The organism is Pseudomonas gingeri, from assembly GCF_013386165.1.
Taxonomy (GTDB): domain Bacteria; phylum Pseudomonadota; class Gammaproteobacteria; order Pseudomonadales; family Pseudomonadaceae; genus Aquipseudomonas; species Aquipseudomonas gingeri_C.
The window spans coordinates 771960-793356 of sequence record NZ_JACAOS010000003.1; the positions used below are offsets into that span (position 1 = coordinate 771960).

The 21397-nt window shown below is 58.0% G+C and carries 21 protein-coding genes, 1 tRNA gene and 1 pseudogene; 17 read left to right on the forward strand and 6 right to left on the reverse strand.

Going from position 1 to position 21397, the window contains the following annotated elements; translation table 11 throughout:
- The 10 genes from HX866_RS07985 (at position 1) to HX866_RS08030 (ending at position 9496) form a co-directional block, all read left to right on the forward strand.
- Positions 1-456 carry a hypothetical protein gene (locus HX866_RS07985; protein ID WP_177138874.1) on the forward strand — a complete coding sequence of 152 codons (456 nt, stop codon included), beginning with the start codon at positions 1-3 and terminating at the stop codon, positions 454-456.
- Positions 446-1843, forward strand: a complete 1398-nt coding sequence (locus tag HX866_RS07990) for an LLM class flavin-dependent oxidoreductase (protein ID WP_177097792.1) — start codon at positions 446-448, stop codon at positions 1841-1843. Before HX866_RS07985 ends, HX866_RS07990 begins: the two co-directional genes overlap by 11 nt.
- Positions 1844-1955: 112 nt before the next feature.
- Positions 1956-2951, forward strand: coding sequence for an AMP-binding protein (locus HX866_RS07995; RefSeq protein ID WP_177138876.1), 996 nt, complete (start codon positions 1956-1958; stop codon positions 2949-2951).
- Complete coding sequence (locus HX866_RS08000) at positions 2948-3724, forward strand: ABC transporter ATP-binding protein (protein WP_177097794.1); 777 nt, start codon at positions 2948-2950, stop codon at positions 3722-3724. Before HX866_RS07995 ends, HX866_RS08000 begins: the two co-directional genes overlap by 4 nt.
- A complete protein-coding gene (locus HX866_RS08005) occupies positions 3724-4605 on the forward strand; it encodes a branched-chain amino acid ABC transporter permease (protein WP_177097795.1) in 882 nt (293 codons plus the stop codon). Before HX866_RS08000 ends, HX866_RS08005 begins: the two co-directional genes overlap by 1 nt.
- A 3-nt stretch (positions 4606-4608) precedes the next feature.
- Positions 4609-5658 (forward strand): branched-chain amino acid ABC transporter permease, encoded by a 1050-nt coding sequence (locus tag HX866_RS08010; protein WP_177097796.1) that lies wholly within the window; start codon positions 4609-4611, stop codon positions 5656-5658.
- 36 nt (positions 5659-5694) lie between these two features.
- Positions 5695-7035 carry an ABC transporter substrate-binding protein gene (locus tag HX866_RS08015; RefSeq protein ID WP_177138878.1) on the forward strand — a complete coding sequence of 447 codons (1341 nt, stop codon included), beginning with the start codon at positions 5695-5697 and terminating at the stop codon, positions 7033-7035.
- 3 nt (positions 7036-7038) lie between these two features.
- Positions 7039-7806, forward strand: coding sequence for an ABC transporter ATP-binding protein (locus HX866_RS08020; RefSeq protein WP_177138880.1), 768 nt, complete (start codon positions 7039-7041; stop codon positions 7804-7806).
- A 14-nt stretch (positions 7807-7820) separates the two neighbouring features.
- Complete coding sequence (locus HX866_RS08025; protein WP_177138881.1) at positions 7821-9269, forward strand: FAD/NAD(P)-binding protein; 1449 nt, start codon at positions 7821-7823, stop codon at positions 9267-9269.
- A 153-nt stretch (positions 9270-9422) separates the two neighbouring features.
- Positions 9423-9496, forward strand: a tRNA-Cys gene (locus tag HX866_RS08030).
- Between the two features lie 200 nt (positions 9497-9696).
- Here HX866_RS08030 and HX866_RS08035 read toward each other — a convergent pair.
- Together HX866_RS08035 and HX866_RS08040 are read right to left on the reverse strand one after the other, a co-directional pair.
- On the reverse strand, positions 9697-10389 hold the full coding sequence (locus HX866_RS08035) for a YoaK family protein (protein WP_177097800.1): 693 nt from the start codon (positions 10387-10389) through the stop codon (positions 9697-9699).
- 36 nt (positions 10390-10425) lie between these two features.
- Positions 10426-10635 carry a hypothetical protein gene (locus HX866_RS08040; RefSeq protein WP_177097801.1) on the reverse strand — a complete coding sequence of 70 codons (210 nt, stop codon included), beginning with the start codon at positions 10633-10635 and terminating at the stop codon, positions 10426-10428.
- A 1983-nt stretch (positions 10636-12618) separates the two neighbouring features.
- Here HX866_RS08040 and HX866_RS08045 point away from each other — a divergent pair.
- Positions 12619-13410 carry a DUF6694 family lipoprotein gene (locus HX866_RS08045; protein WP_177101925.1) on the forward strand — a complete coding sequence of 264 codons (792 nt, stop codon included), beginning with the start codon at positions 12619-12621 and terminating at the stop codon, positions 13408-13410.
- A 133-nt stretch (positions 13411-13543) separates the two neighbouring features.
- Here the strand turns inward: HX866_RS08045 and HX866_RS08050 are convergent.
- A pseudogene (locus HX866_RS08050) lies at positions 13544-14737 on the reverse strand (IS4 family transposase).
- A 586-nt stretch (positions 14738-15323) separates the two neighbouring features.
- On the opposite strand from HX866_RS08050, the gene HX866_RS08055 reads away from it, so the two are divergent.
- The gene (locus HX866_RS08055; protein ID WP_177097803.1) at positions 15324-15995 is read left to right on the forward strand and encodes a glycine-rich domain-containing protein; all 672 of its coding nucleotides are present in this window, start codon (positions 15324-15326) and stop codon (positions 15993-15995) included.
- A 237-nt stretch (positions 15996-16232) separates the two neighbouring features.
- On the opposite strand, the gene HX866_RS08060 is transcribed toward HX866_RS08055, so the two are convergent.
- Complete coding sequence (locus HX866_RS08060; protein ID WP_177138884.1) at positions 16233-16622, reverse strand: c-type cytochrome; 390 nt, start codon at positions 16620-16622, stop codon at positions 16233-16235.
- Positions 16623-16907: 285 nt separating this feature from the next.
- On the opposite strand from HX866_RS08060, the gene HX866_RS08065 reads away from it, so the two are divergent.
- The 3 genes from HX866_RS08065 (at position 16908) to HX866_RS08075 (ending at position 18941) form a co-directional block, all read left to right on the forward strand.
- On the forward strand, positions 16908-17438 hold the full coding sequence (locus HX866_RS08065) for a GNAT family N-acetyltransferase (RefSeq protein WP_177138886.1): 531 nt from the start codon (positions 16908-16910) through the stop codon (positions 17436-17438).
- 126 nt (positions 17439-17564) lie between these two features.
- The gene (locus tag HX866_RS08070) at positions 17565-18080 is read left to right on the forward strand and encodes a hypothetical protein (RefSeq protein WP_177138888.1); all 516 of its coding nucleotides are present in this window, start codon (positions 17565-17567) and stop codon (positions 18078-18080) included.
- A gap of 249 nt (positions 18081-18329) precedes the next feature.
- Complete coding sequence (locus HX866_RS08075) at positions 18330-18941, forward strand: hypothetical protein (RefSeq protein ID WP_177097807.1); 612 nt, start codon at positions 18330-18332, stop codon at positions 18939-18941.
- Between the two features lie 43 nt (positions 18942-18984).
- Here the strand turns inward: HX866_RS08075 and HX866_RS08080 are convergent, their stop codons facing one another.
- On the reverse strand, positions 18985-19353 hold the full coding sequence (locus HX866_RS08080) for a VOC family protein (protein WP_177097808.1): 369 nt from the start codon (positions 19351-19353) through the stop codon (positions 18985-18987).
- 307 nt (positions 19354-19660) lie between these two features.
- Here HX866_RS08080 and HX866_RS08085 point away from each other — a divergent pair, with 307 nt between their 5' ends.
- Positions 19661-20113 carry a hypothetical protein gene (locus HX866_RS08085; RefSeq protein ID WP_177138890.1) on the forward strand — a complete coding sequence of 151 codons (453 nt, stop codon included), beginning with the start codon at positions 19661-19663 and terminating at the stop codon, positions 20111-20113.
- 89 nt (positions 20114-20202) lie between these two features.
- Here HX866_RS08085 and HX866_RS08090 read toward each other — a convergent pair whose 3' ends face one another.
- Positions 20203-20553 (reverse strand): hypothetical protein, encoded by a 351-nt coding sequence (locus HX866_RS08090; protein ID WP_177138892.1) that lies wholly within the window; start codon positions 20551-20553, stop codon positions 20203-20205.
- Between the two features lie 198 nt (positions 20554-20751).
- On the opposite strand from HX866_RS08090, the gene HX866_RS08095 reads away from it, so the two are divergent.
- On the forward strand, positions 20752-21384 hold the full coding sequence (locus tag HX866_RS08095; protein ID WP_177097810.1) for a LysE family translocator: 633 nt from the start codon (positions 20752-20754) through the stop codon (positions 21382-21384).
- Positions 21385-21397: the final 13 nt, after the last annotated feature.

The following is a 21397-nucleotide window of genomic DNA, read 5'->3' on the forward strand; positions in this document are numbered from 1 at the left end:
ATGAACGCATTGACTCATCCCGTTAGTCATAACCCCGCCCTGGCGCGGGTGGCTGGCGATCTGCACAACGCCCGCCAATCCCTGGAACGGACCCTGGATGTGGTGCGGGGCCATGCCCAGCTCGCCGCCGATCACCAGGTGGTCGGCAAGTTCGGCGACCTGCAGATTCGCATCGACGTGGCGGCGGCCCTGCTGGAGCGCGCCGAGCGGATCGTCGCCGGCACCCAGGACGAAGCCGAAAAAACCATTGCGGTCGCCGAAGCCAGCATTGCCATCGCCGAAGCCCTGGCCCAGGTCGGCCAGGTCGAACTGGAGCTGACCGGTCAACGCACTGAATGGCCGCCCAGCCATGATCCGCTGCAGGATCCGTTGCATCTCAAATACCGATTGATCGGTGACTTCCGCCTCAATGGCGTGGTTCCGCCGAGTGCCAGGAGTGCTGTCGATGTCCCGTGAAATCCGCCTCAACGCCTTCGACATGAACTGCGTCGGCCACCAGTCTCCCGGGCTCTGGGCCCATCCGCGGGATCGCTCCTGGCAGTACAAGGATTTGGAATACTGGACCGACCTGGCGAAGATTCTCGAGCGTGGCAAGTTCGACGGCCTGTTTATCGCCGATGTGCTGGGCATCTATGACGTCTACAACGGCAATGGCGATGCGGCGATTCGTCAGGCGGCCCAGGTACCGGTGAACGATCCGTTGCAGTTGATCCCGCCGATGGCACTGGTGACCGAACACCTGGGCTTCGGTCTCACGGCCTCGTTGTCGTTCGAGCACCCGTATCCCTTTGCCCGACGCCTTTCCACCCTGGACCACCTGACCAAGGGGCGCGCCGGCTGGAACATCGTCACCTCGTACCTGGAAAGCGGCGCCAAGAACCTTGGCCAGCACGCCCAGACCGAACATGACGCCCGCTACGACTATGCCGAGGAATACCTGGAGGTTTGCTACAAACTCTGGGAAGGCAGCTGGGAAGACGGCGCAATCCTGCGTGACCGGGCGCGCAAGGTGTTCAGCGACCCGAGCAAGATCCATGAGATCGAGCATGTCGGCAAACACTTCCAGGTGCCGGGCATCCACCTGTGCGAGCCGTCGCCGCAACGCACACCCGTTCTGTATCAGGCAGGCGCCTCCAGCCGTGGCAAGCAGTTCGCCGCCGAGCATGCCGAGTGCGTGTTCGTCGCTGCGCCGTCCAAAGTGCTGCTGAAAAAGGTCGTGGCGGATATCCGTCGGCGGGCGGCCGAGGCCGGTCGGGACCCGCGGAGCATCCTGATCTTCAACCTGCAGACGGTGATCCTTGGCGAGACCGACGCCAAGGCCAAGGCCAAGTTCGAGGAATACAAATCCTACGTCAGCTACGAGGGTGCCATGGCGCTGATCTCGGGCTGGACCGGGATCGACTTCAGCCAGTTCAAACCCGATGAGCCCCTTCGGCATGTGCACACCAACGCCATCCAGTCGGCGGTGGAGACCTTTTCCACGGCGGACCCGAACCGGATCTGGACCCCCAACGAACTGGCCGACTGGGTCGGGATCGGTGGCTTCGGGCCGTTGTTTGTCGGCAGCCCGGAAACGGTGTCGGACCTGTTGCAGGAGTGGGTCGAGGAGACCGATGTCGACGGATTCAACCTGGCCTATGCGCTGACCCACGAGACCTTTGTCGACGCGGTGGATTTGCTGGTGCCGGAGTTGCAGAAGCGCGGCGTGTACAAGACCGAATACGCCCCTGGGACCTTGCGCGAGAAGCTGTTCGGCGCTGGGCCGAAGCTGGCGGATATTCATCCGGGGGCGGGGTACCGGGATCTGGCGGCGCGGCGCGAGAAGAACGTGCGCTCGGCCTGATAGCGAGTGGGGGGCCGAGGCCCTCCAGATCGCCAGTTCCTCCAAAGACATACATGAATTCAACAGCCGCCAGCGGACCACCGCACGCCAAATGACTGAACGAGGTGAACCCATGAGCGTGCACGAACTGAAGCGTCCGCCGGTTATCCATCCGCCACAGCGTGAAACGGTCGCGATCTTCCCCGCGGCCCTTGAGCAACTGCGCCACTGGGCCCAGGTCAGCCCGTTGCAGAGCGCCTTGCGCCACAAGCGTCACGGGCAATGGCACAGCTGGCGCTGGATCGATGCCTTGCGCGAAGTCGAGCGCCTGGCCGATGGCCTGCGCCAACAGGGTTTCACCGCCGACTCACGCCTGGCTGTCAGCGGCGCACTGCAACCGAACCTGTTGCTGCTGGCACTGGCGGCCCATTCCATCGGCGCTCAGGTCCTGAGCCTGGCCCCGGACCTGAGTGCTGAAGCCCTGGCCCAGACCTTCTGGCGCCTGCACCCCAGCCATGGCTTTGTCGACAACCGTCAGCAACTGCTCGCTTGGCTTGGGGTCGCCGACTCAGACGCCGCTCCTGCCGTACTGATCGCCAATCAATTACCCGGCCGTCTAGTGGGTTCGTCAAGGCAAACCGTGCTCACCTTCGCCACCCTCAGCGGCGACAACCAGGAACCACGCCCGTTGCTGTTATGGCCTGCAACAAGCGCCCAGCCGCAGTTATGGAGCGAGGAGGACACCCATTGGCAGGGCGGCATCAGCGTGGTTCTGGAGCAATGGCTGAACACTGGCCACAGCCTGGCCTTCCCGGAGAGTCGCGACAGCGCCAGCCGCGATCGACGAGAAGTCGCGCCGTCCGGCCTGCTGCTGTCGGCGGAACGCCTGCAAGTGCTGGCGGACGAAATCGAACAACGCCTGGCCCCTCCAGGCAGTTGGCGTCGGCGCTTAAGCGAATGGGCGCTGGCCCACCCGGAACGACTTGTGGCCCGTCTGCTCAAGCAGCGAGTCCGACGCCTGCTGGGCTTTCAGCGCCTGCAATACCTCTGGCAACCGGCGACCTTGTCGCCAGTGCCGGCGGCCTTCAATCAATGGCGGGTCGATGCCCCCGGACGGAAAAGCGCATGAGTACGCTCGAACCGATTCTGCAAGTACGCGGCGTGTCGCTGTCGTTCAAGGGCGTGAAGGCCATCAATGAATTGTCATTCGACGTGCAGCGCGGAGAGATCTGCGCCCTGATCGGCCCCAACGGCGCGGGCAAGAGTTCGTTGCTCAACCTGTTGAACGGGGTCTATCGCTTCGACAGCGGCGAGATCGTCTTTGAACAGCGCCGTTTTCGCCGTATCGATCCCCTGGATGCGGCGCGCCAGGGCATTGGTCGAACCTTCCAGAACAATGCGCTGTTCAAGAAGATGAGCGTGATCGACAACCTTCTCACCGGACTGTCGCGGCATATGCGCAGCCATTTTCTCGAACAGGCCCTGGGCCTGCCCCGGGCGCGGCGGGAGGCCGAGGCCTTTCGCCTCAAGGCCCAGCACATTCTCCAGTTGCTGGAACTGCAGGCCCTGCGCGATGTACCGGTCGGGACCTTGTCCTATGGCCTGCAAAAGCGCGTGGAACTGGGTCGGGCGCTGATCGCCGGGCCCACGCTGTTGCTACTGGACGAGCCCATGGCCGGCATGAATGCCGAAGAAAAACAGGACATGGCGCGGTTTATCGCTGACGTCAATCGCGACCTCAGTACCACCGTGGTGCTGATCGAACATGACATGGGGGTAGTGATGGGCTTGTCCGATCATGTGGTGGTGCTCGATTACGGGCGCAAGGTCGGTGACGGCACGCCGGCCGAAGTGCAGGGCAATCCCGAGGTGATCGCGGCCTACCTGGGAGCGGTGCACTGATGGCTTTTTTCCTCGAAACCCTGATCGGCGGATTGCTCGCCGGGACCCTGTATTCCCTGGTCGCCATCGGCTTCGTGCTGATCTACAAGGCCAGCGGCGTGTTCAATTTTGCCCAGGGCTCGATGCTGCTGTTCGCCGCCCTGACCTTTGTCAGCCTGCACGACCAAGGCGTGCCGTTTGCCCTGGCACTGCTGCTGACGGTGGGAGTGATGGTGATCGGCGCGCTACTGATCGAGCGCCTGGTGTTGCGGCCGCTGGTCAATCGTTCGCAAATCACCCTGTTCATGGCGACCCTGGGCCTGTCGTTCATTATCGAAGGCCTGGCCCAAGGGCTGATGGGTTCGCAGGTCCGCGCGCTGGACCTGGGCATCGACGACGTGCCGCTGTTTGTCCACGGGGTGATGCTCAGTCAGTTCGACCTGATTGCCGCCGCGGCCGCCGTGGTCCTGGTGGTGGTCCTGGCGCTGCTGTTCAACAAGACCCGGATCGGCGTGTCGCTGCGGGCGGTGGCCGACGACACCACGGCGGCGTTGTCCATCGGCATCAACCTCAACCGCATCTGGCAGATCGTCTGGGCGGTGGCCGGCTGCGTCGGCCTCGTGGCGGGCCTGCTCTGGGGCGCGCGCCAGGGGGTGCAGTTTTCCCTGTCGCTGGTGGTGCTCAAGGCCTTGCCGGTGTTGATCATCGGCGGCTTCACCTCGATTGGCGGGGCGATTGTCGGCGGGCTGATCGTGGGCGCCTCGGAAAACCTCGCCGAAGTTTATATCGGGCCGCTGATCGGCGGCGGCATCACACCCTGGTTCGCCTATGTCCTGGCGCTGGCCTTCCTGTATATCCGCCCGGCCGGCCTGTTCGGCGAGCGGGCCATCGAGCGAGTCTGAAACATGTCTGTTCCCGTGATGAGTGAAACGGCGCCCTGGGTGCTGATTGAACGGCGCTTGCCGTGGTCGTTGCTCGGCCTGCTGGTGCTGGCGTTCGGCGTCGTGCCGTTGGTGGGCAACGATTATTGGTTGAGTGCGATCCTGATCCCGTTCCTGGTGCTGTCCCTGGCCGGGCTCGGGCTCAACCTGCTGACCGGCTATGCCGGGCAGACCTCGGTCGGTGCGGCGGGCTTCATGGCGGTGGGGGCCTTTGCCACCTATGGTTTTCTGCTGCGACTGCCGGAACTGGGCTTGCCCCTGGCGTTGCTGGGTGGTGGGATCATCAGCGGCTTTGTGGGCTTGTTGTTCGGCCTGCCGAGTTCGCGGATCAAAGGTTTCTACCTGATGGTCACCACCTTGGCCGCGCAGTTTTTCCTCGAGTGGCTGTTCGTCAAATTCCCCTGGTTCTACAACTACGGTTCGTCCGGGACCATTTCCGCGCCGAGCCTGTCGGTGCTCGGGCATGACCTGAATACCCCGGTCGGCCGCTACCTGCTGACCCTGGTCAGCGTGTTGCTGCTGACCTGGGTCGCACGCAATCTGGTGAACAGCCAGACCGGGCGCAACTGGATGGCGATCCGCGATATGGACACCGCCGCAGCGGTGATCGGTATTCCGGTGGCGCGCTACAAGCGCCTGGCGTTTGCCGTCAGCTCGTTCTACCTGGGCATTGCCGGGGCACTGTGGGCGTTCGCCTACCTGGGCACGGCGAGCGCCGGCAGTTTCGATATCAATCGATCCTTCCAGATCCTCTTCATCATCATTATCGGTGGCATGGGCAGCATCGCCGGCAACTTTGTCGGCGCGGCCTTTATCTGCCTGTTGCCGATCCTTCTCAGCCACCTCGGCCAGGCCTTGCTGGGCGGAGCGGTGGACGCCGGGCAGTTGCAGAACCTGCAGAAAATCATCTTTGGCGCGCTGATCATCCTGTTCCTGATCAAGGAACCGGAAGGGCTGATCCGTCTGCTGAGCAATACCCGTGAACGCCTTCGGCACTGGCCGTTGCGCTTCTGACTTGCCGACTTACCCTCCTTGGAGAACGATTCCACCATGCGTGCACTTTTCAAACGTTCACTGACGGCTGCGGCCCTGGCCCTGACGATTCTCGGCACCACGGCGCCCATGGCCCAGGCCTCGCCCGACCAGCAATTCTTTCCCCTGGCCACCTACCGGGTCGGTGCCTACGCTTCCAGCGGCGTGCAGGTCTGGGCCGGGATGATCGACTACCTCAACTACATCAACGAGGTGGAGGGCGGGATCAACGGCGTCAAGCTGGTCTGGCAGGAGTGTGAAACCGAATGGACGGCGGAGAAGGGCATCGAGTGCTACGAGCGCTTCAAGAACGGCCTGGATGGCGCGCCGGTGGCGGTCTATCAGCCTAACGGCGCCCCGGCCGCCTACGCCCTGAGCGAACGGGCGGAAGTGGACAAGATCCCCTTGATCACCCTCGGTTACGGGCGCACCGAAGCCACCGATGGCAAGGTTTTTCCCTATAACTTCCCGGTGATGCTGACCTTCTACAGCGAAGCCTCGACCCTGGTGAACTACATCGCCCAGCGCGAAGGGGGGGTCGACAAGCTCAAGGGCAAGAAGATCGCCACCGTCTACCACGACTCGGCCTATGGCCGCGAAACCCTCGGGCCGCTGAAACTGTTGGCGGAAAAATACGGCTTCGAAAATATCCAGATTCCGGTGGCCGATCCGGGCAACGAGCAGTCGGCGCAATGGCGGCAGATTCGCCAGCTCAACCCGGACTGGGTGTTCCTGCGGACCTGGGGCGTGTCGACGCCGGTAGCGGTGAAGACCGCCGCGCGTTTTGGTTTCCCGGTCGACCATATCGTCGGTGATATCTGGGCCAGCTCCAGCGAAGACGTGTTGCCGGCGGGCGCGGCGGCCAAGGGTTACCTGGCACTGACGCCGTATCCGGCGGGTGCTGACTTCGAGATCCACAAACGCCTCAAGCAGTACATCCTCGACAAGGGCAAGAGCGACCTCAAGGACCTGAGCAACTTCGGCAGCGTCTACTACAACTCGGGCTTGGTGAACGCGGCGATTGCGGTGGAAGCGATTCGCACCGGGCAGGCCAAGTTCGGCAATCGACCGTTGCATGGCGAGGAAGGCCGCTGGGGCCTGGAGCACCTGAATATTGACGATACGCGACTCAAGGCCATGGGCTTCTACGGCCTGATGCAGAACCTGAAACTGTCCTGCAGCGACCATGAAGGCGGCGGTTCGGCGCGGGTTCAGCAATGGGACGGCAGTCACTGGAGCCTGGTCAGCGACTGGATCGCGGCGGATCGGGCGCTGTTGCGGCCGTTGATCGACGAGAAGTCAGCGGCTTTCGCGGCGGAAAAACACCTGACTCCGCGCACCTGCGCGGCGGGCGAGTAAGCCATGGGCCTGCCCGTGCTTGAAACCAGCGGTGCCGCGCTGTTGCAGGTCTCGGACATCGAAGTGATCTATGACCGGACGATCCTGGCGGTGTCCGGAGTTTCCCTGAGTGTGCCCAAAGGCGGCATCGTCGCCTTGCTGGGGGCCAACGGTGCCGGCAAAAGCACCACCCTCAAGGCGATCTCCGGGCTGGTGCGGGCCGAGCGGGCCCAGGTGACGCGGGGCAGCATCCACTTCCAGGGCCGTGACAGCCTGGCGGTCGACCCGAGCCAGCGGGTGCGCGACGGCCTGGTGCACGTGCTGGAGGGGCGGCACGTGTTCGGTCAATTGACGGTGGAGGACAACCTGCGCAGCGGCGGGTTTGTCCGCGGCCTGAGTCGGCGGCAGATGCTCGAGGACCTGGAGCGGATCTATGCCTGGTTTCCGCGGCTGAAAACCAAGCGCAAGACCCAAGCCGGGCTGACTTCCGGCGGCGAGCAGCAGATGGTCGCCATCGGTCGGGCCTTGATGACGCGACCGACTTTAGTCTTGCTCGACGAGCCTTCCATGGGACTGGCGCCTATTATCGTTCAGGAGATTTACGAGATCGTCGCTCAGCTCAATCGCGAGCAGCAGGTCAGCTTCCTGATTGCCGAGCAAAACATTAATGTAGCGCTGAAATACGCGACCCAGGCCCATGTGCTCGACACCGGCCGGGTGGTACTCAGCGGGACCGCGGATGAACTGCTGGCTCGGGGCGACCTGCACGACTTCTACCTGGGCAAGCACTGACAAGAGAGTAAAGAATGAGTGAGACCCTGAGCGGACAGGCGACACACGCCATCCCGGCTGCCGATGTGTTGATTGTCGGCGGCGGCCTGAGTGGCGCGATGCTGGCGGTGCAGTTGCTGCGCCTGCCGGGTCGACGGCGAATCCTGATCGTCGAACCGCGTGCCGAGTTGGGACGGGGAGAGGCTTATAGCGCCACGGAGCTGGGGCATACCTTGAACGGCAACGCGGCGCGGATGAGCGTCGACCCGGACAATGCCGATGACCTGACGCAATGGTTGCAAGCCTATATCGCCGCCGGTGGCTGGCCCGAGTCGGATCAGCAACATGTGCCGGTCAGCGAGCTGTTCATGCCTAGGGGTATTTTCGGTCTCTACGTCCAGCAGCGCCTGGCCGAAGCCCGGGAGCTGGGGGCGACCCGGGGTTCGACGGCCGAGCATGTGCGCGGCGAAGTGGTCGATCTGCAAAGCGACAGTGGCGGTGTGCTGCTGACGCTGGCCGAGGGTGAGCGCTTGCAAGGTGCCCGCGCGGTATTGGCCACCGGCATGTTCCCGGCGGCGCGGACCCGGCAGAAACAATCCAGCGGCTTGAATGCGGCGGCGGTGGACCCTTGGGATGTGGCGACCATGTCGCGACTCGATCCCCAGGGGACGGTGCTGATCATCGGTTCCGGGCTGACCATGGTCGATGCCGTGGTCTCGTTGGAGCAGGCCGGGCATCGCGGGCCGATCCGGGTGATTTCCCGGCACGGGCTGTTGCCCCATGTGCGCCGTCAGCCGCCGACCTGGGTGGACTTCCTGGCCGCTGATCAGAGCATTCGTAGCCCACGGCAGTTGTTGCGTGAGGTGCGCCGTCAATGCGCCAGTGCGTTGGCGGCCGGGATCGACTGGCAGGCGCCCTTGGACACGGTGCGCGCCCATATCGGTCGGCTCTGGAGCCAGGCCAGCGATGTTCAGCGTCGGCAGTTCGTGCGGCATGTGCGGCCGTGGTGGGAGAGTCATCACCACCGTTCGCCGCCGCTGAGTGCCGAGTTGGTGGAGCGCTTGTATAAAGAAGGGCGGTTGACCATCGAGGCGGCGTCGCTCAAGGGGCTGGATGAACCACGGGATGGGCAGGTGAGTATTTCCATCCGGCCACGGGGAGAGGCGCAGACACGGACAGTGACCGGAGTGGCCTTGATCAACTCCACGGGCATTGAATATGACTGGCGCCGGGTAGACCGCCCGTTGCCCCAGCAATTGCTGGCACGCCGACTGATCCGGCCGGGGCCACTGGCGTTGGGCATTGCGGCTGATGTCGGCGGGGCGGTGGTGGACGCCGAGGGCGATGTCTCCACACGTTTGTTCGCCATGGGCCCGCCATTGCGGGGGCTGTGGTGGGAGAGCACGGCGGTGACCGATGTGGCCGCCCAGGCGAAGGCACTGGCGGCGCGTCTGGCGCAATCGGACGTCGCGCAGAAAGACTGAGGCTGACCTAAAAATTATTAGAATTCAGGGGGTTGCCAGTGTCATTCAACTAGGACATAATGCGCGCCATCAGCACGGACGGCAACGAACGTAAGCTGAAGAATCAAGGAGTTGCGGCAAGCCAGTCTTGCAAGGGCGCTCGATTCGACCTGAGGCCGAGTAGCAAAATGGTTATGCAGTGGATTGCAAATCCATCTACGCCGGTTCGATTCCGACCTCGGCCTCCACTATTCAAAAGCCCCGTAGATTAACGTCTACGGGGTTTTTTTTGCCTGTAGAAAATCAAAATCCAATGCATTTGGGACAATTCTGGGACAGTGAGAAAATTTGCCTGTCCCTTCACGCTTAGCGACTTGCGACGTGTGTGGGTGCCCATTTTCACGCTGCCAGCTTGTGCCAGTATCGGCTTGACGCCGTATCACCCAAGCTATTGCGGCATATACGTCTTCTGCCAGCGCCGGGGAATTATGATCGAAACCCCGGCGAGGCAGATAGCCATTGCGCCGTCGATTGCAAAGGCAAGAATGCCGAGCTTGCGCTCAAGCAGCGCACCTGCCACAGCACCCAGCAGCATTCCTGCCCATGGAATCAGTTGAACTCTCCATCCATGCTTTCGTTCACCTAACATCCAGCGTCCAAGGCCTCGTCCAAATCGTGACAAGGCACCCGTGACGTAGGTCAGTCCGATAGGAAGCCCATTTACCTCTTCTACCACCGCATTGATCATGCCCATGGACAGCACGGCACACACAAGTGCAAGGAACTGAGTCGGCATCAAGGTGGCCAGACAGAGCAGGGCGCCTACGCAAAAAAGCAACGGCCAAGAACGCCGGCGTACGATGCGGGCGACGATTGCACCCAGGGCATTGCCGAGGATGAACGTCAGGATCAGCGCGGCGATGGTGAAAGTGGTGGAGGAATCGTCAGCCCCAATTGAAACCGCGAGTCGAGTGGTATTCCCACTCATGAAGGACACAAAGTCACCTGTGGTGGTAAAGCCAATGGCATCTGTCATGCCCGCGAGAAAAGATAGCGCCGCAACGAAGTAAAGACCCACCTTTCCGCGTATCTGAGCGATACGTTTTGCCCGCACTGTGTAGAGATTTAACTCGGGTAGCATCGCAACTTCTCCCATCAGTCATCGCAAAGCAGACTATCACTCTGGTGAGTTGAGAATCGCCAGGGTCATGGTGATGAACTCCAGATTGTTGTCGAGCGGCCAGAGTGCGGCGCGGATTTTGTCAGCGACCTCGGTTGAACCACGTTGCTCGATCCAGTTGGCAAGTTCTTCGATGGCGGCGCCCAAGGCGAGTTGGTTCTCGTTGAGCTTCGTCAGCAGCTCGGGCAGAAGGTCGCTGTTGGGCATGGTTGTTCCTCCGTTATGGAAGAAGGGTATCAGTAAGAAGGGGGGATTGTGTTCGTTCGGCAGGACGCCGGAGAAGGGGGTAATCAGTTCCGCAACTCGCCATGAAAGGCTTGATTTTAAAGGCCTACAGAACAGATAAATTCGCTATGGTGCGGAACTGAATTTTTCGTAATTTATTGAAATATATAATATTACTCGTGGATTGCAAATCGATCTACGCCGGTTAGATTCCGACCTCGGCCTCCACTCTTCAAAAGCCCTGTAGATTAACGTCTACGGGTTTTTTATTGCCTGAAAAACAAGATCACCTCCGCAGCGACGCGGCGATAGGCCTTTTTCTTCACCTCTTCTTTCGAGCGCCCGAGCAACCTGCCTGCGTGCCCGATGTCCTCGATTTCGCTCGCAGCCTTTGGTCGGATGTCCCGAAACAGGGACTTCTTGATGCCCGGGCAGTGTGGTGGTTTGGTTTCTGAGATCGACTACAGTTCAGCGATCAGCCAGGCGGAGGCAGTGATGAGCAATTACGTGTGTGCGATCTGTGACGGGAAAGGCAAAGAGGTGTTTTCGGCTGGTGAGTTCAAAGATGTCGAATGCCCCGAGTGCGGGAAATACCTGATCTCAAGGACTGTCTTGGACGACATGAGAGCAAGAAATAGAAGGTTCAATGTCCAAGCGACCAGAGAGTGCATCAATGGATTTATCGCAGCAGGAAAACCAGCAGTAATTTCTCGCGCGGAGGTCGCGGTCTATCAGCTGTTCGCTACGTAGCCTTCAGTTGCGCTAAGAGGCGCTGGTCGATCCAGTGAGCAAGTCTATAGCTTATTGCGTCGGCGAAGGCTCTAGCCTGTCGGTCTTCGAAGGTACGCAACAGAATGTTATGGCCCTTGATGATAGAGAGGACGGATGCGCGTGAGCGCTCCATCTTTAACTCTTAAAAAGGTAGTTATTATGACTCGGCAATTGAAAACATTCATAAACTCTTACGGCGTTACGATTGAGTACGTGGAGGAGATCAAACCAACCTCAGAAGGCTTTGTATTCAGTCTGCTATCTGTCTGGAGGATCACAGCGGATGAGCTGAGAGCGCTTCGTAAGGAAGCAGAATATAGAAACAAGGTCTAGGACCGCGGGGGTCTCCGATGCCGGAGTTCCGGCATCGGTCAGGCTGCCTTATTATGCTGCTTCGGCGGCCATTTACTGAAGCCAACCTTCGGTGCTTTCGTCTTCGGGTTGATGATTGGCTCGACCTTGGCGTCGACTCGCACTGCCTTGGTCTTGACGCACAGGTCGTGGCACTTAAGGGGCTTGCAGGCTAGGTCTTCAGCAGCGCCCATCTAGTTTCTCCAAGGAAGTACAGAACAGCATAACGCCACTACGCCTTTGCCGATTCCCGGTATTGTCTTTCCACTCACGCTGGATGCCTGGCCAGGACGGTATGTTTGCCTCGTGATGGCAAATTGACGTATCTCAGCCGCAAATGTAGATTTAGCGGTGAAAGATCGGCACTCCCTGCACAAGCGGGAAAGCACTTATCGTATGAAGGGAATCAAGTTGGCTAAATTTATGTGGGGCGTCACCATCATCATGTCGTTGATCGGTGCAATTGTGGGTTTCGGTGGTATGCACGCGGCAACGAGCGCACCTCAAGAAGCAGCTGCTGCCGCGATGGGGCTTACCTGCGCAGTGATCCCATATTGTATTGCTCGGGCGTTCACTGAGCTTCGGTCTCTATAGAAAAAGCGGAAACGTATGGAACCCAGCACCCGCTGGGCTTTTTGCATCTGGCTTCCCCAGCGCTACAGTCCCGCCAAGCCAAAAGAGGGAGCGACATGCTGACTTTGATAGCGACGGTAGCAATGCTGGCGAGTGTTCTAACCCACAGCCAAACCGGATACGGGACTTTTTTATGCTTGAAAACACTGTTTGAAGACGACGGGATAGTGGCCTTTTGCTAAAGTCCGTTTTTTATAGGGACGAAACCAGATGAAACGGATGTTGCTTGTTGGGCTTATGGCTGTGTTGTTGGCGGGTTGTGGGGATCCCAAGCTCGATTCCACCACAGAGGCGACGTTGCAGGAGTCCACGAAAAAAGTCGCTGAAAAGCTCTCTCCTGAGGAAAAGAAACAGTTTGCTGCCGACCTGATGCTCATTGCATTGAGCAAAATGGACCTGATGAACAAGTCGGCTGACGTCATGCAACAGGAGATCAATTCGAGCTTGAACGGCAAGACCGCCGCCGAATTGAACACGATGGCCAACAACATTCGTTTTGAAAGGGATAAAAAGCAAAAGGAGCAGGCCTTGCTGGAGATCAAGGCGCTGCAGTCCAAGGTGGCCGCCGCCGCAGTCGCCAAAGCTGAGCTTTCGAAGTTCACCGTACCCAAGTCAAGGGTGCTGAGCCAGGCTGAAAAGTACTCGAAAATCCCTCAGCCAATTATTGAACTGACGGTTCAGAACGGCACCACCCACCCGATTTCCCGAGCCTATTTCAAGGCAACCATTGCCAGCCCTGAAAGGGCCGTGCCCTGGTTTGTTGATGTTTTCAGTTATGACATCGGTGGTGGGTTGGAGGCGGGCGAGGGCGCTGTCTGGAAGCTGCTGCCGGATAAATACGGCAAGTGGGGCCATATTGAAGCGCCTGCCAGCGCCTATGTCTCTGTTGAGGTCTATAGGCTTGATGGGCCAGATGGCAAGACGCTTTTTGACGCCAGTGGCCTGAGTGAGAGCGAGCAGGCGCGGTTGGATACCTTGCAGAAACAGTACGGCGCGATCTGATAGCGGCTTGTTTTCATGGGCCCGCCGTGGTGGGCTCATGAGGACTGGATTTTCTATTTTTTTGCCTTCAACTCAAGCGGTTAGCTGCTAAGTAAGCGCCATTCAAATCTGTCCCTGAGGGATCCCCACAAATCTACTCAAAGCCCTGCACCTGTTGATGCACCTCATCACGAAGGGCTTGCTCGGCTTTTTCCAAGGCTCTCCACGTGCTTGAGCCTCCCCGGCAGCGCCAGTATTCCAGACCCAGTCGCCAGAGTGACAAGACGTGCTTTTCTTTAACACTGTTGCTCTGGAAGCGTTGCTCGTGGCCTGCTGCACGAGCTGTAAGGCCCGTCAGAAAAATGATGTAGTTGGCGAGTGTAGCGATCAACAGCAGCACCTCAATCCGCTTCGGACAGTGGCTGCGGTGCAGGCTCAATCCGATGCCCAAGTGCTTGCTTTTAACATCTCGGAAGCCTTCCTCGATCTGCATTCGCTTTTTGTAAATCGCCACGACCTTCGCAGGATTCCATTCGGATTCGGGCAGGTTACTGGCCAGCAACCACGGCTCCCGTTCACGTCGTGCCGATTGCCGGCTAAGTTTGTTTTTGGCAATGGACCCCGTGACACGCTGGTGTTTACGGCCTTTGGCTGGATGTTTGACGCAATACAAATGGATGAAATGGGGAGCGCTCTGGGTCATTTCGATAAAGCCCAGTGACTTGGGCAAGTCTGTCGCCAGCGCATAGAGGCTCTTCACCGGTTCCCAGGTTTGCGAGTCGCGACGGCATAGCTCCCGGTTACGGATTCAACCGACGTAATACCAGCCCTGGGCCTCGACAGCCTTGAACCATGGGCGCCGAAAACCCGCATCGGAGACGAGGACCGGAATGCAGCCAGTTGGAAGCATGAGAGCCAATGCTTGAAGGAGTTGTTTCTGGTATTTCGGACAGCTCTCACGCTCATGAATACGCTCGTAAATGGGAAATGAACGCCCGGCCAAAGGGATCGCTGCCCTCAACACAAAGGCCTTGCCAGGTGCATCGATTCGAGACCAGTCGACCAGAATCAGCGGATGCTTTAACGACCCCAGCAGGGCTTGCAAAATGACCCAGTAAAACAGCGGGCGCTCGGCGTGGAGATGAACATTGCCCAATAAGCGATCCACTCGTTTGATGGCGTGTTTGGGATACGCCCGGCCCGGCATGGATCGGCCAATCCCGGTCAAGGTCAGACGCCGGCCTTGTAGTAATGCGCTGACACAACACATCAGTGCAGTCAGACGGCGGGAATGGAGAGTGGGCAGTGCTTGTGCGAACGCGTTGTGTAAAAATCGGATGGCCTGCATGGGTTCGGGATCTTGCTTTTGTGTGGTGCAAACCAAGCTGCCGACTCATGCAGGTCTCTTCAATATTCCAACTTCTTGATTTCCTGTGTGAAAAAGCGGGGATCCCTCAGAATCTGTCCCCTTTTCCTTGGCGATCCGCATCGACTCGATCTGGCTGGCGACCGAGCCGATGGATATGCGCTCTGGCACCGAGAACGCGCGCTCCCGTGTTGTGGCAACATGTCTGGTGTAAGACTTCAGTCCCAGCCGTTCAGGCGAACATGCACGCAACTTCTTGAGAGACTGGAAAGTCCTGTTGATCTGCGACGAAGTAGTTGCGCAAGACGGGATGCCCGAACGCTTACGGCCATACTACGCCGAGCTGATGAACACGTTTAACAGAAGGAACTCCTTAGGCGATCAAGTGCTTTCTTCAAGCGTTGAATATCCGCCTTGATGACCGATTATCGTTTTCTCTGTCAATTTCACTTATGCAGTGATTAGGCCACCTACTATTGATAAAGCGCTACTCGAGCGCTGGAACAGGTATGAGGACGTTTCCAGTTCCTAATCTTTTTACGATGCACTTGCTGCATAGGTGAAAAAAATGACCATGGAAATCTTTAACCAGAGTGGTAACTATACTTTTGTTATGCCTGAGGAAGTCGACAGGATGACAGTCACTGTGATTGGTGCCGGCGGTGGTGGCGGCGGCGGTGGTGGTGCCTTTGACCTGATTCTTAAAGGGCGTGGCGCAGGGGGTGGTGGAGGGGGTGGTGGCGCCATTCTTTCTCCCGGTCGTCCCGGTACGAGAGGCTATACTTTCAATATTCAGGTCGGTCAGGGAGGCTCGGGAGGTGATGGGGGCAGCTCTGGCGGTAGCGTGGGAGGTGATGGCGGCGCGACCAGTTACTCAGTCCGAGATGGTGATGGCGTCCTGCGTGATGAGGTATCTGCTGGTGGTGGATATGGCGGAGGCGGTGGCAGTTTAGGAGGGGTCATTCGTAACACCCCAGGTTCCGGCGGTAATGGCGGTCGTGGCGGCTCGAAATTTTCGGGCGGTCTTGGTCAGGACGGAGGCAACAATGGTGGCAGCCAATCCTCTGGTCGTGGTGGAGTTGCCGGCGGCGGACAGTTTCCGATTCCGGCCTCGTACGGAACGGCCGGTAATGGAGGTGACGGCGGCATGGGCGGCGAGATTAACACCAGCACCAATACAGGGATGGCAGGCCAGTCGGGCCTCTCAGGTTCAGACGGCTGTTGCATAATCGAATACTGAGAGAATTGGCTTCAGCTTTGCGGACAATGCGGTGGACTTGTGTTGCCGCCTTGGTCTTGGCCGCGTTGTCGGGAGGGTAGTATCGGAGTCCCCCCGACAACAATTTGATGAGTTGGCGTGCCGGGACAAAAATGGGACAGATTTGAATGGCACTTACAGCCTTTTTCAAGGTGGTTTTCCTCGGCGTGTGTTCGCAACTATCACCGTAGACCCATTCCAATCCGTCTTCATTTTTTCTCATCTCAACATCATCGGTTTTTTTGAAATCAGGCCACTCATATATTGATTTAAATCACGTAGATCCTGAATGCTCCAAGCGTACGGCGATAGCTTTACGCCATTCTCTTGCAGCGTTTTTGGAATCAGGTTTCCATTTGGACGAAGTACTACCGATGACACAATAACGCCCGGATAATCATTTAACCGTTTCTTGAAAGCGGCGGTTGTAAGGTCAGGTGTAGGCGGATTGCTTTTGTTGGCTAATGGTCCTGTTCCTTTGATATCTATGCCGTGGCACATGACACATCTCTGTAGATAGAGATTTTTCCCATTGATATTGTCTGCTGAGGATAACGATGCTTGAATTAGAGCTAAAATTCCTAGCAAGGTGATGGGTAGTGTTTTCATTGGGCGGAAACTGATAAGGTGCGGGGTATTTGGGGGGAGAGGGTAAGCGGAAGAGCAGACGTATTTGTAGCTGTGGTATGAAACATGCCAATCCCTTGAGCAATTGTAATTTTATAGATCGCAATGAATACGAGTCTTTGCTCGCGGGCGGTATTTTCCTAGTTGTTACAGGGTATGTCAATGCCGGAACTGAACAGTGATTGGGGGCTGGCGTTTCACTCTGCCCCTGCTAGGGCGAGTCACTGCTAGCTGCATAATTTTAGTGCTATGCATAAGGAGATGTGGATGCACTTGTTTGAAACGCAGAGACTGATTTGGCGACCACTTTCACAGCAGGACTTGCCCGCATTGGCGGAGATTTTGGGCGACCCTGAAGTCATGAAATACTCCGTGCGCGGTGTTTGTGATGAGAGTGCCACTTGCAATTTTATTGAATGGTGTTTGGGGTGTTATGTATCTCATGGTATGGGGCCATGGGCTTTGGTAGAGAAGGGCTCTGGGGCGCTTGTTGGGTTTTGTGGTGTGGGGCCAGAAATGGTTGGTGGGGTGGAAGAGGCTAATCTGGGCTATAGACTGGCCAGAAAATACTGGGGGCAAGGGCTCGGGGCCGAAGCGAGCCAAGGAGTGTTGGATTATGTTTTTACTCAGAAGCAAGTGGCCTCTGTCGTTGTTGTCATCGAGCCAGAGCATCTGGCTTCGCTGCGAGTAGCTGAAAAGGCGGGATTTAAAGACTTCAGCATTCTTGAATTTCATGGGCGCACTGTTCGTGTGTACCGAATAACGCTTGATGATTGGAAGAGTTCGATATTGCGATAGGGTCAGAATAAATATGTCCCGAATGGCAAATGAAATATTTGTTAGTTGTCCCAAGCCACTACGACGTCGACCATGCTCTGGAGTCAACGCCTATCACGCTACTTCAGCACGAGGGAAATTTGTTCCATGCATCAGAAGAAACATTTATCGCAGCACACTGTAATCCGCAGACTGAGCTTGCGCGCGGCGGGTGCTGTCGCAATCACCCTCGCTACCCTGAGCTGCGCGCAAGCGGCCACGTCCGCCACGGATACCATCAAGGCGTTCAAGCTGTGTACTGGCGCGGATAACGCTTCCCACGTCCTGGAAGGGACCATCGACCAGAACGTGCGCAACGACGTGACCGCCATTCACTTCAAGCAAACCCCAGCGCATACCTCCTATGGCTGGCATAAGGATCCAGAGCCTCAGTACGTCATAACACTGTCCGGCACTTTGGCGTTCGTGACCCGCACCGGCGAGAAGTTCACCCTGCACCCGGGTGAAGTGCTGATTGCCGAAGACAACACAGGCTCGGGGCATCGCTGGGATCTGGTCGATGATCAACCCTGGCGGCGTGGGTATGTAGTCCTGAAGCCTGGCGCGCCGGACTCGTTCATCCCGAACGATCCCGTCGCTGCGAAAGTGTGTAAAGCGCCTTAGTCCTGCCGATCACACCGGCTCTTCGCGAACACCCATTCGATAGCGTGATCGAGGTCAGTCGTTCACTGGGGCCGGTGAGTTTGCCCGATAGTCCATCTGCCAACACAGGCCTGGGGAGCGCGAACAGAGCGGTATCCCCATCGATCTTGGCATACTCGTCAGGTGGAAGGCTTGCCCAGGCGCTTACCCTTGTGGATGGCACTGTCATACTCTAGTCTTCGAACCCACAGAAGGTCGCGAGCATCGAGCATGGCTTTTTTATCCAATGGCATCGAAATAGACCCGCAGTTGCCGTTGGACGCTGAATGCCGCGTTGACGCCGGTGGTAAGCTTCTTGGATGGCTGTGTATCGTACTCTTCTTACCTATTGCCTGTTTTATGGTTTATGCATTTGCAGAGAATCTCAGAGAGCACTATTTTGCTCATGATCTGCATTTCAATTTTTCAATGGTTTTCGTGGCGCTGTCTTGCATGTTATTTGTCTGGGTTGCTTGTTCAAGTATCCAGCGAGTGCGCTCCGCTCACTTACCGGTGATACTATTGCGTCCGGGTGAGTTAAGATTTTGCAATAGCCTGGCACCGATAGCGCTGACGGACATACAGGCCATTGAATACTCGTTCTATCGGAACTCAGCGATCGTCACCTTGATAATCAAGCCGCAGGCTGCTCTACCGTTATTGGCTCCTCATCGGTTCGGCATGCCTGATGGCCGGCGTGTGTGGCGTAAGCACCGAGTTATGTTCTCGCTGCTCCAATCGACATACGCCGGTCAACTGGTAACAAACAGCTCCGTCATTCAGCGAATGGAACAGTATTGGGCCGCAGCTAATTCGCAGCGATCAGCCGGTTCTGTAACCTAAGCATGCGCCCAACGTACTTTGCAAAATGACAGAAACTGACAGATCAGCTTGATGGTTTTGAAAAGACGTTCACCAGACTTCCATCGGGATCACGGAGCAGCAGTGACGTATTGCCCCAAGGCATAACCGTGATTGGCATCACAACCTCCGCATCACTCACCCGAAGTAGCACTGCCTCGACATCATCCACTTGAAACTCCAGGATTGCCGAGCGATTGCTGGCGGCTACCGCCAGTCCGTTGTTATGAAGGCGGATCAAACGCTCATCACTTATCGCCAAGACGACTCCGTCGAAATGAATTTCGGCGAACCCTTCAGCAAGATGCTTGGGCTCAATAGTCGAGAGATTTTGATAGAACTGGACAAGGTGTTCAAATTTATTGGTAACGAGGCGAACAGACGAGAATTTCATGATTTGGCCTGGCAAAAATGAGAGGCCTTAATCTACTTCAAGCCAGTGTCAGTGTCTGACAGGATCGTTTTGCCAGAACCCAGACCGGCTGATCGGATGCGACCCTTATACCCCGGCGCAGATCAGCGCCAATCAGTACGCGAAATCACCTTCCAAAAAAACTCATATTTCCTACGCGTTTCAGGCGCGGGAGAACGTTGCGTGCGCCAAACCTCAGGGTTACTGTTCCACTGTCGCTGCAAATTCAGCGATACAGGTTTTGCAGCCTGGAATACAGAGTTCCTTTTCGTAACAGAGGAGCTTTACCGTGACCAAGAAAATCACTCCCGATCTACCTCCGACTCGCAAAACCCTAAGCACCGCTGACAGGGCGACATACCTACATAAGCTCCCAGACACACCATCCAACGACCCCGATCTGGCCCCGGCAAACACATCACGTTTGCTCGATACCCTCGCGCTCACCTGCTCCAAACCCGTCACGCCACATGCCCCATACAAGCCCACGCTGTTTGCCATCCAGCCGGGTATCAATGCCCAGGACGCGCTGACCTACGTTTCGAATCTGCTCGAAACGGCGGAACTCAATGGCGACGAAATCAGCCTGCATACCAATCCCGTCGAACGTGCGCTGTTCTGGGGCATGCTGCATTCGGTGGAGGTGGCACGTGCGGTGGTGGATGCCCTGCTTGAGGGCGCGCCTGCGTCCAACCCACTATCGTCCGCCGGCACAGGCTGCGGTTGTGGTCAGCAGACTTGAGGGGAGGGCGGTCGCTGCATTCAACCCGCGCATCGGGACACCCATTGCCCCGATGCGCGGGCGGTCATGATCAACACCCGCCTGATTGATCAGCCCTTGAGGGTGACCGGGCCGTGATTGTCGCAGTGGCTTCCATGGGGATGGTGCAGATGCCCCTCCACCAGATAGTCCACATGATCCCCATGTGTCACCGCCTCATGCCCACAGCCCGGACCATGCACATGATCCTTGGCATGTCCGCTGCAGCTATGATCCGGTGTGCAGCTATCGGGATTGCGCACATTGACCTCCAGGCTATGTTCATCGACATGATCGCCATGCACGTGGTGCAGATGACCATCGTGCAGGTAGTCGATATGGCCATTGTGCTCGATCGCCGTATGTCCGCAGCCAGGGCCATGTTGATGGGTGTGATCGGGATGCTTGTCACATGTGCTCATACCTGATTCCTCTTTCTCTTCGTAGTGGAGATTGGGTGTCTTCAGGTTAGGCACAGGTCCGGTTTCATGCCTCGATTACCTTTGAAACTGTCTACCAGTCGTCGCCTGTGATGGGCATGTAACCGACTGCGGTGGCGCACCACTTGCATGTGCTTGACCTTCTCTTTGGCAATTTCGCTCGGAATAAGGATTTTCCCCTTGGCACTGCACCTCTGGTTTACTTTCGCGCTGGCTTACTTGGCAACCACGCTATCCCCCGGCCCCAACGTACTGTTAGTCGTACGCAACGCCCTGCGTTATGGTCCCCCAGCCATGGCCGTGACACTGCTCGGCAATCTTGGCGCCCAGTTGCTGGTGACCAGCGGTGTGGCACTGGGCGTGGGTGCCATCCTGATTGCCGTGCCTACGGCATTTCTGGCGTTGAAGGTGGTGGGCGCCGGTTACCTGATCTATCTCGGGGTGCGCCAGTTGTTGGCCCGCACGCCTGTGGCCCGTCCAGCCGGAGAGGAGCCAACCAGCCTACCGGCCTCGAAATGGAAAATTGGGATGGAGGCGTTTCTGGTCTCCGCGAGCAATCCCAAGACGCTGATTTTTCTCTGCGCTTTTCTACCGCAGTTTCTTGATCATGATCAGCCGATTGCCGGGCAGTTCCTGACGATGTACCTCACCATCGCTGCCATCGTGGTGATCGTCCATTCGGTTTACTGCTACACCGCTTACCGATTCAGTAAGCGCCTCAGCTCCGCACACTGGGTGGCGGCGTTGAAGCGCACCACCGGGGCGATTTTCATTGGTCTGGGTGTGCGTTTGCTGAACACCAAGGCGCTGTGAGCCAACCCCCTCC

Excerpts from the sequence above, each read along its gene's own strand:
- HX866_RS07985 (WP_177138874.1), top strand. The coding sequence starts at position 1 with ATGAACGCATTGACTCATCCCGTTAGTCATAACCCCGCCCTGGCGCGG.
- HX866_RS07990 (WP_177097792.1), top strand. The coding sequence starts at position 446 with ATGTCCCGTGAAATCCGCCTCAACGCCTTCGACATGAACTGCGTCGGC.
- HX866_RS07995 (WP_177138876.1), top strand. The coding sequence starts at position 1,956 with ATGAGCGTGCACGAACTGAAGCGTCCGCCGGTTATCCATCCGCCACAG.
- HX866_RS08000 (WP_177097794.1), top strand. The coding sequence starts at position 2,948 with ATGAGTACGCTCGAACCGATTCTGCAAGTACGCGGCGTGTCGCTGTCG.
- HX866_RS08005 (WP_177097795.1), top strand. The coding sequence starts at position 3,724 with ATGGCTTTTTTCCTCGAAACCCTGATCGGCGGATTGCTCGCCGGGACC.
- HX866_RS08010 (WP_177097796.1), top strand. The coding sequence starts at position 4,609 with ATGTCTGTTCCCGTGATGAGTGAAACGGCGCCCTGGGTGCTGATTGAA.
- HX866_RS08015 (WP_177138878.1), top strand. The coding sequence starts at position 5,695 with ATGCGTGCACTTTTCAAACGTTCACTGACGGCTGCGGCCCTGGCCCTG.
- HX866_RS08020 (WP_177138880.1), top strand. The coding sequence starts at position 7,039 with ATGGGCCTGCCCGTGCTTGAAACCAGCGGTGCCGCGCTGTTGCAGGTC.
- HX866_RS08025 (WP_177138881.1), top strand. The coding sequence starts at position 7,821 with ATGAGTGAGACCCTGAGCGGACAGGCGACACACGCCATCCCGGCTGCC.
- HX866_RS08035 (WP_177097800.1), bottom strand. The coding sequence starts at position 10,389 with ATGCTACCCGAGTTAAATCTCTACACAGTGCGGGCAAAACGTATCGCT.
- HX866_RS08040 (WP_177097801.1), bottom strand. The coding sequence starts at position 10,635 with ATGCCCAACAGCGACCTTCTGCCCGAGCTGCTGACGAAGCTCAACGAG.
- HX866_RS08045 (WP_177101925.1), top strand. The coding sequence starts at position 12,619 with ATGAAACGGATGTTGCTTGTTGGGCTTATGGCTGTGTTGTTGGCGGGT.
- HX866_RS08055 (WP_177097803.1), top strand. The coding sequence starts at position 15,324 with ATGACCATGGAAATCTTTAACCAGAGTGGTAACTATACTTTTGTTATG.
- HX866_RS08060 (WP_177138884.1), bottom strand. The coding sequence starts at position 16,622 with ATGAAAACACTACCCATCACCTTGCTAGGAATTTTAGCTCTAATTCAA.
- HX866_RS08065 (WP_177138886.1), top strand. The coding sequence starts at position 16,908 with ATGCACTTGTTTGAAACGCAGAGACTGATTTGGCGACCACTTTCACAG.
- HX866_RS08070 (WP_177138888.1), top strand. The coding sequence starts at position 17,565 with ATGCATCAGAAGAAACATTTATCGCAGCACACTGTAATCCGCAGACTG.
- HX866_RS08075 (WP_177097807.1), top strand. The coding sequence starts at position 18,330 with ATGGCTTTTTTATCCAATGGCATCGAAATAGACCCGCAGTTGCCGTTG.
- HX866_RS08080 (WP_177097808.1), bottom strand. The coding sequence starts at position 19,353 with ATGAAATTCTCGTCTGTTCGCCTCGTTACCAATAAATTTGAACACCTT.
- HX866_RS08090 (WP_177138892.1), bottom strand. The coding sequence starts at position 20,553 with ATGAGCACATGTGACAAGCATCCCGATCACACCCATCAACATGGCCCT.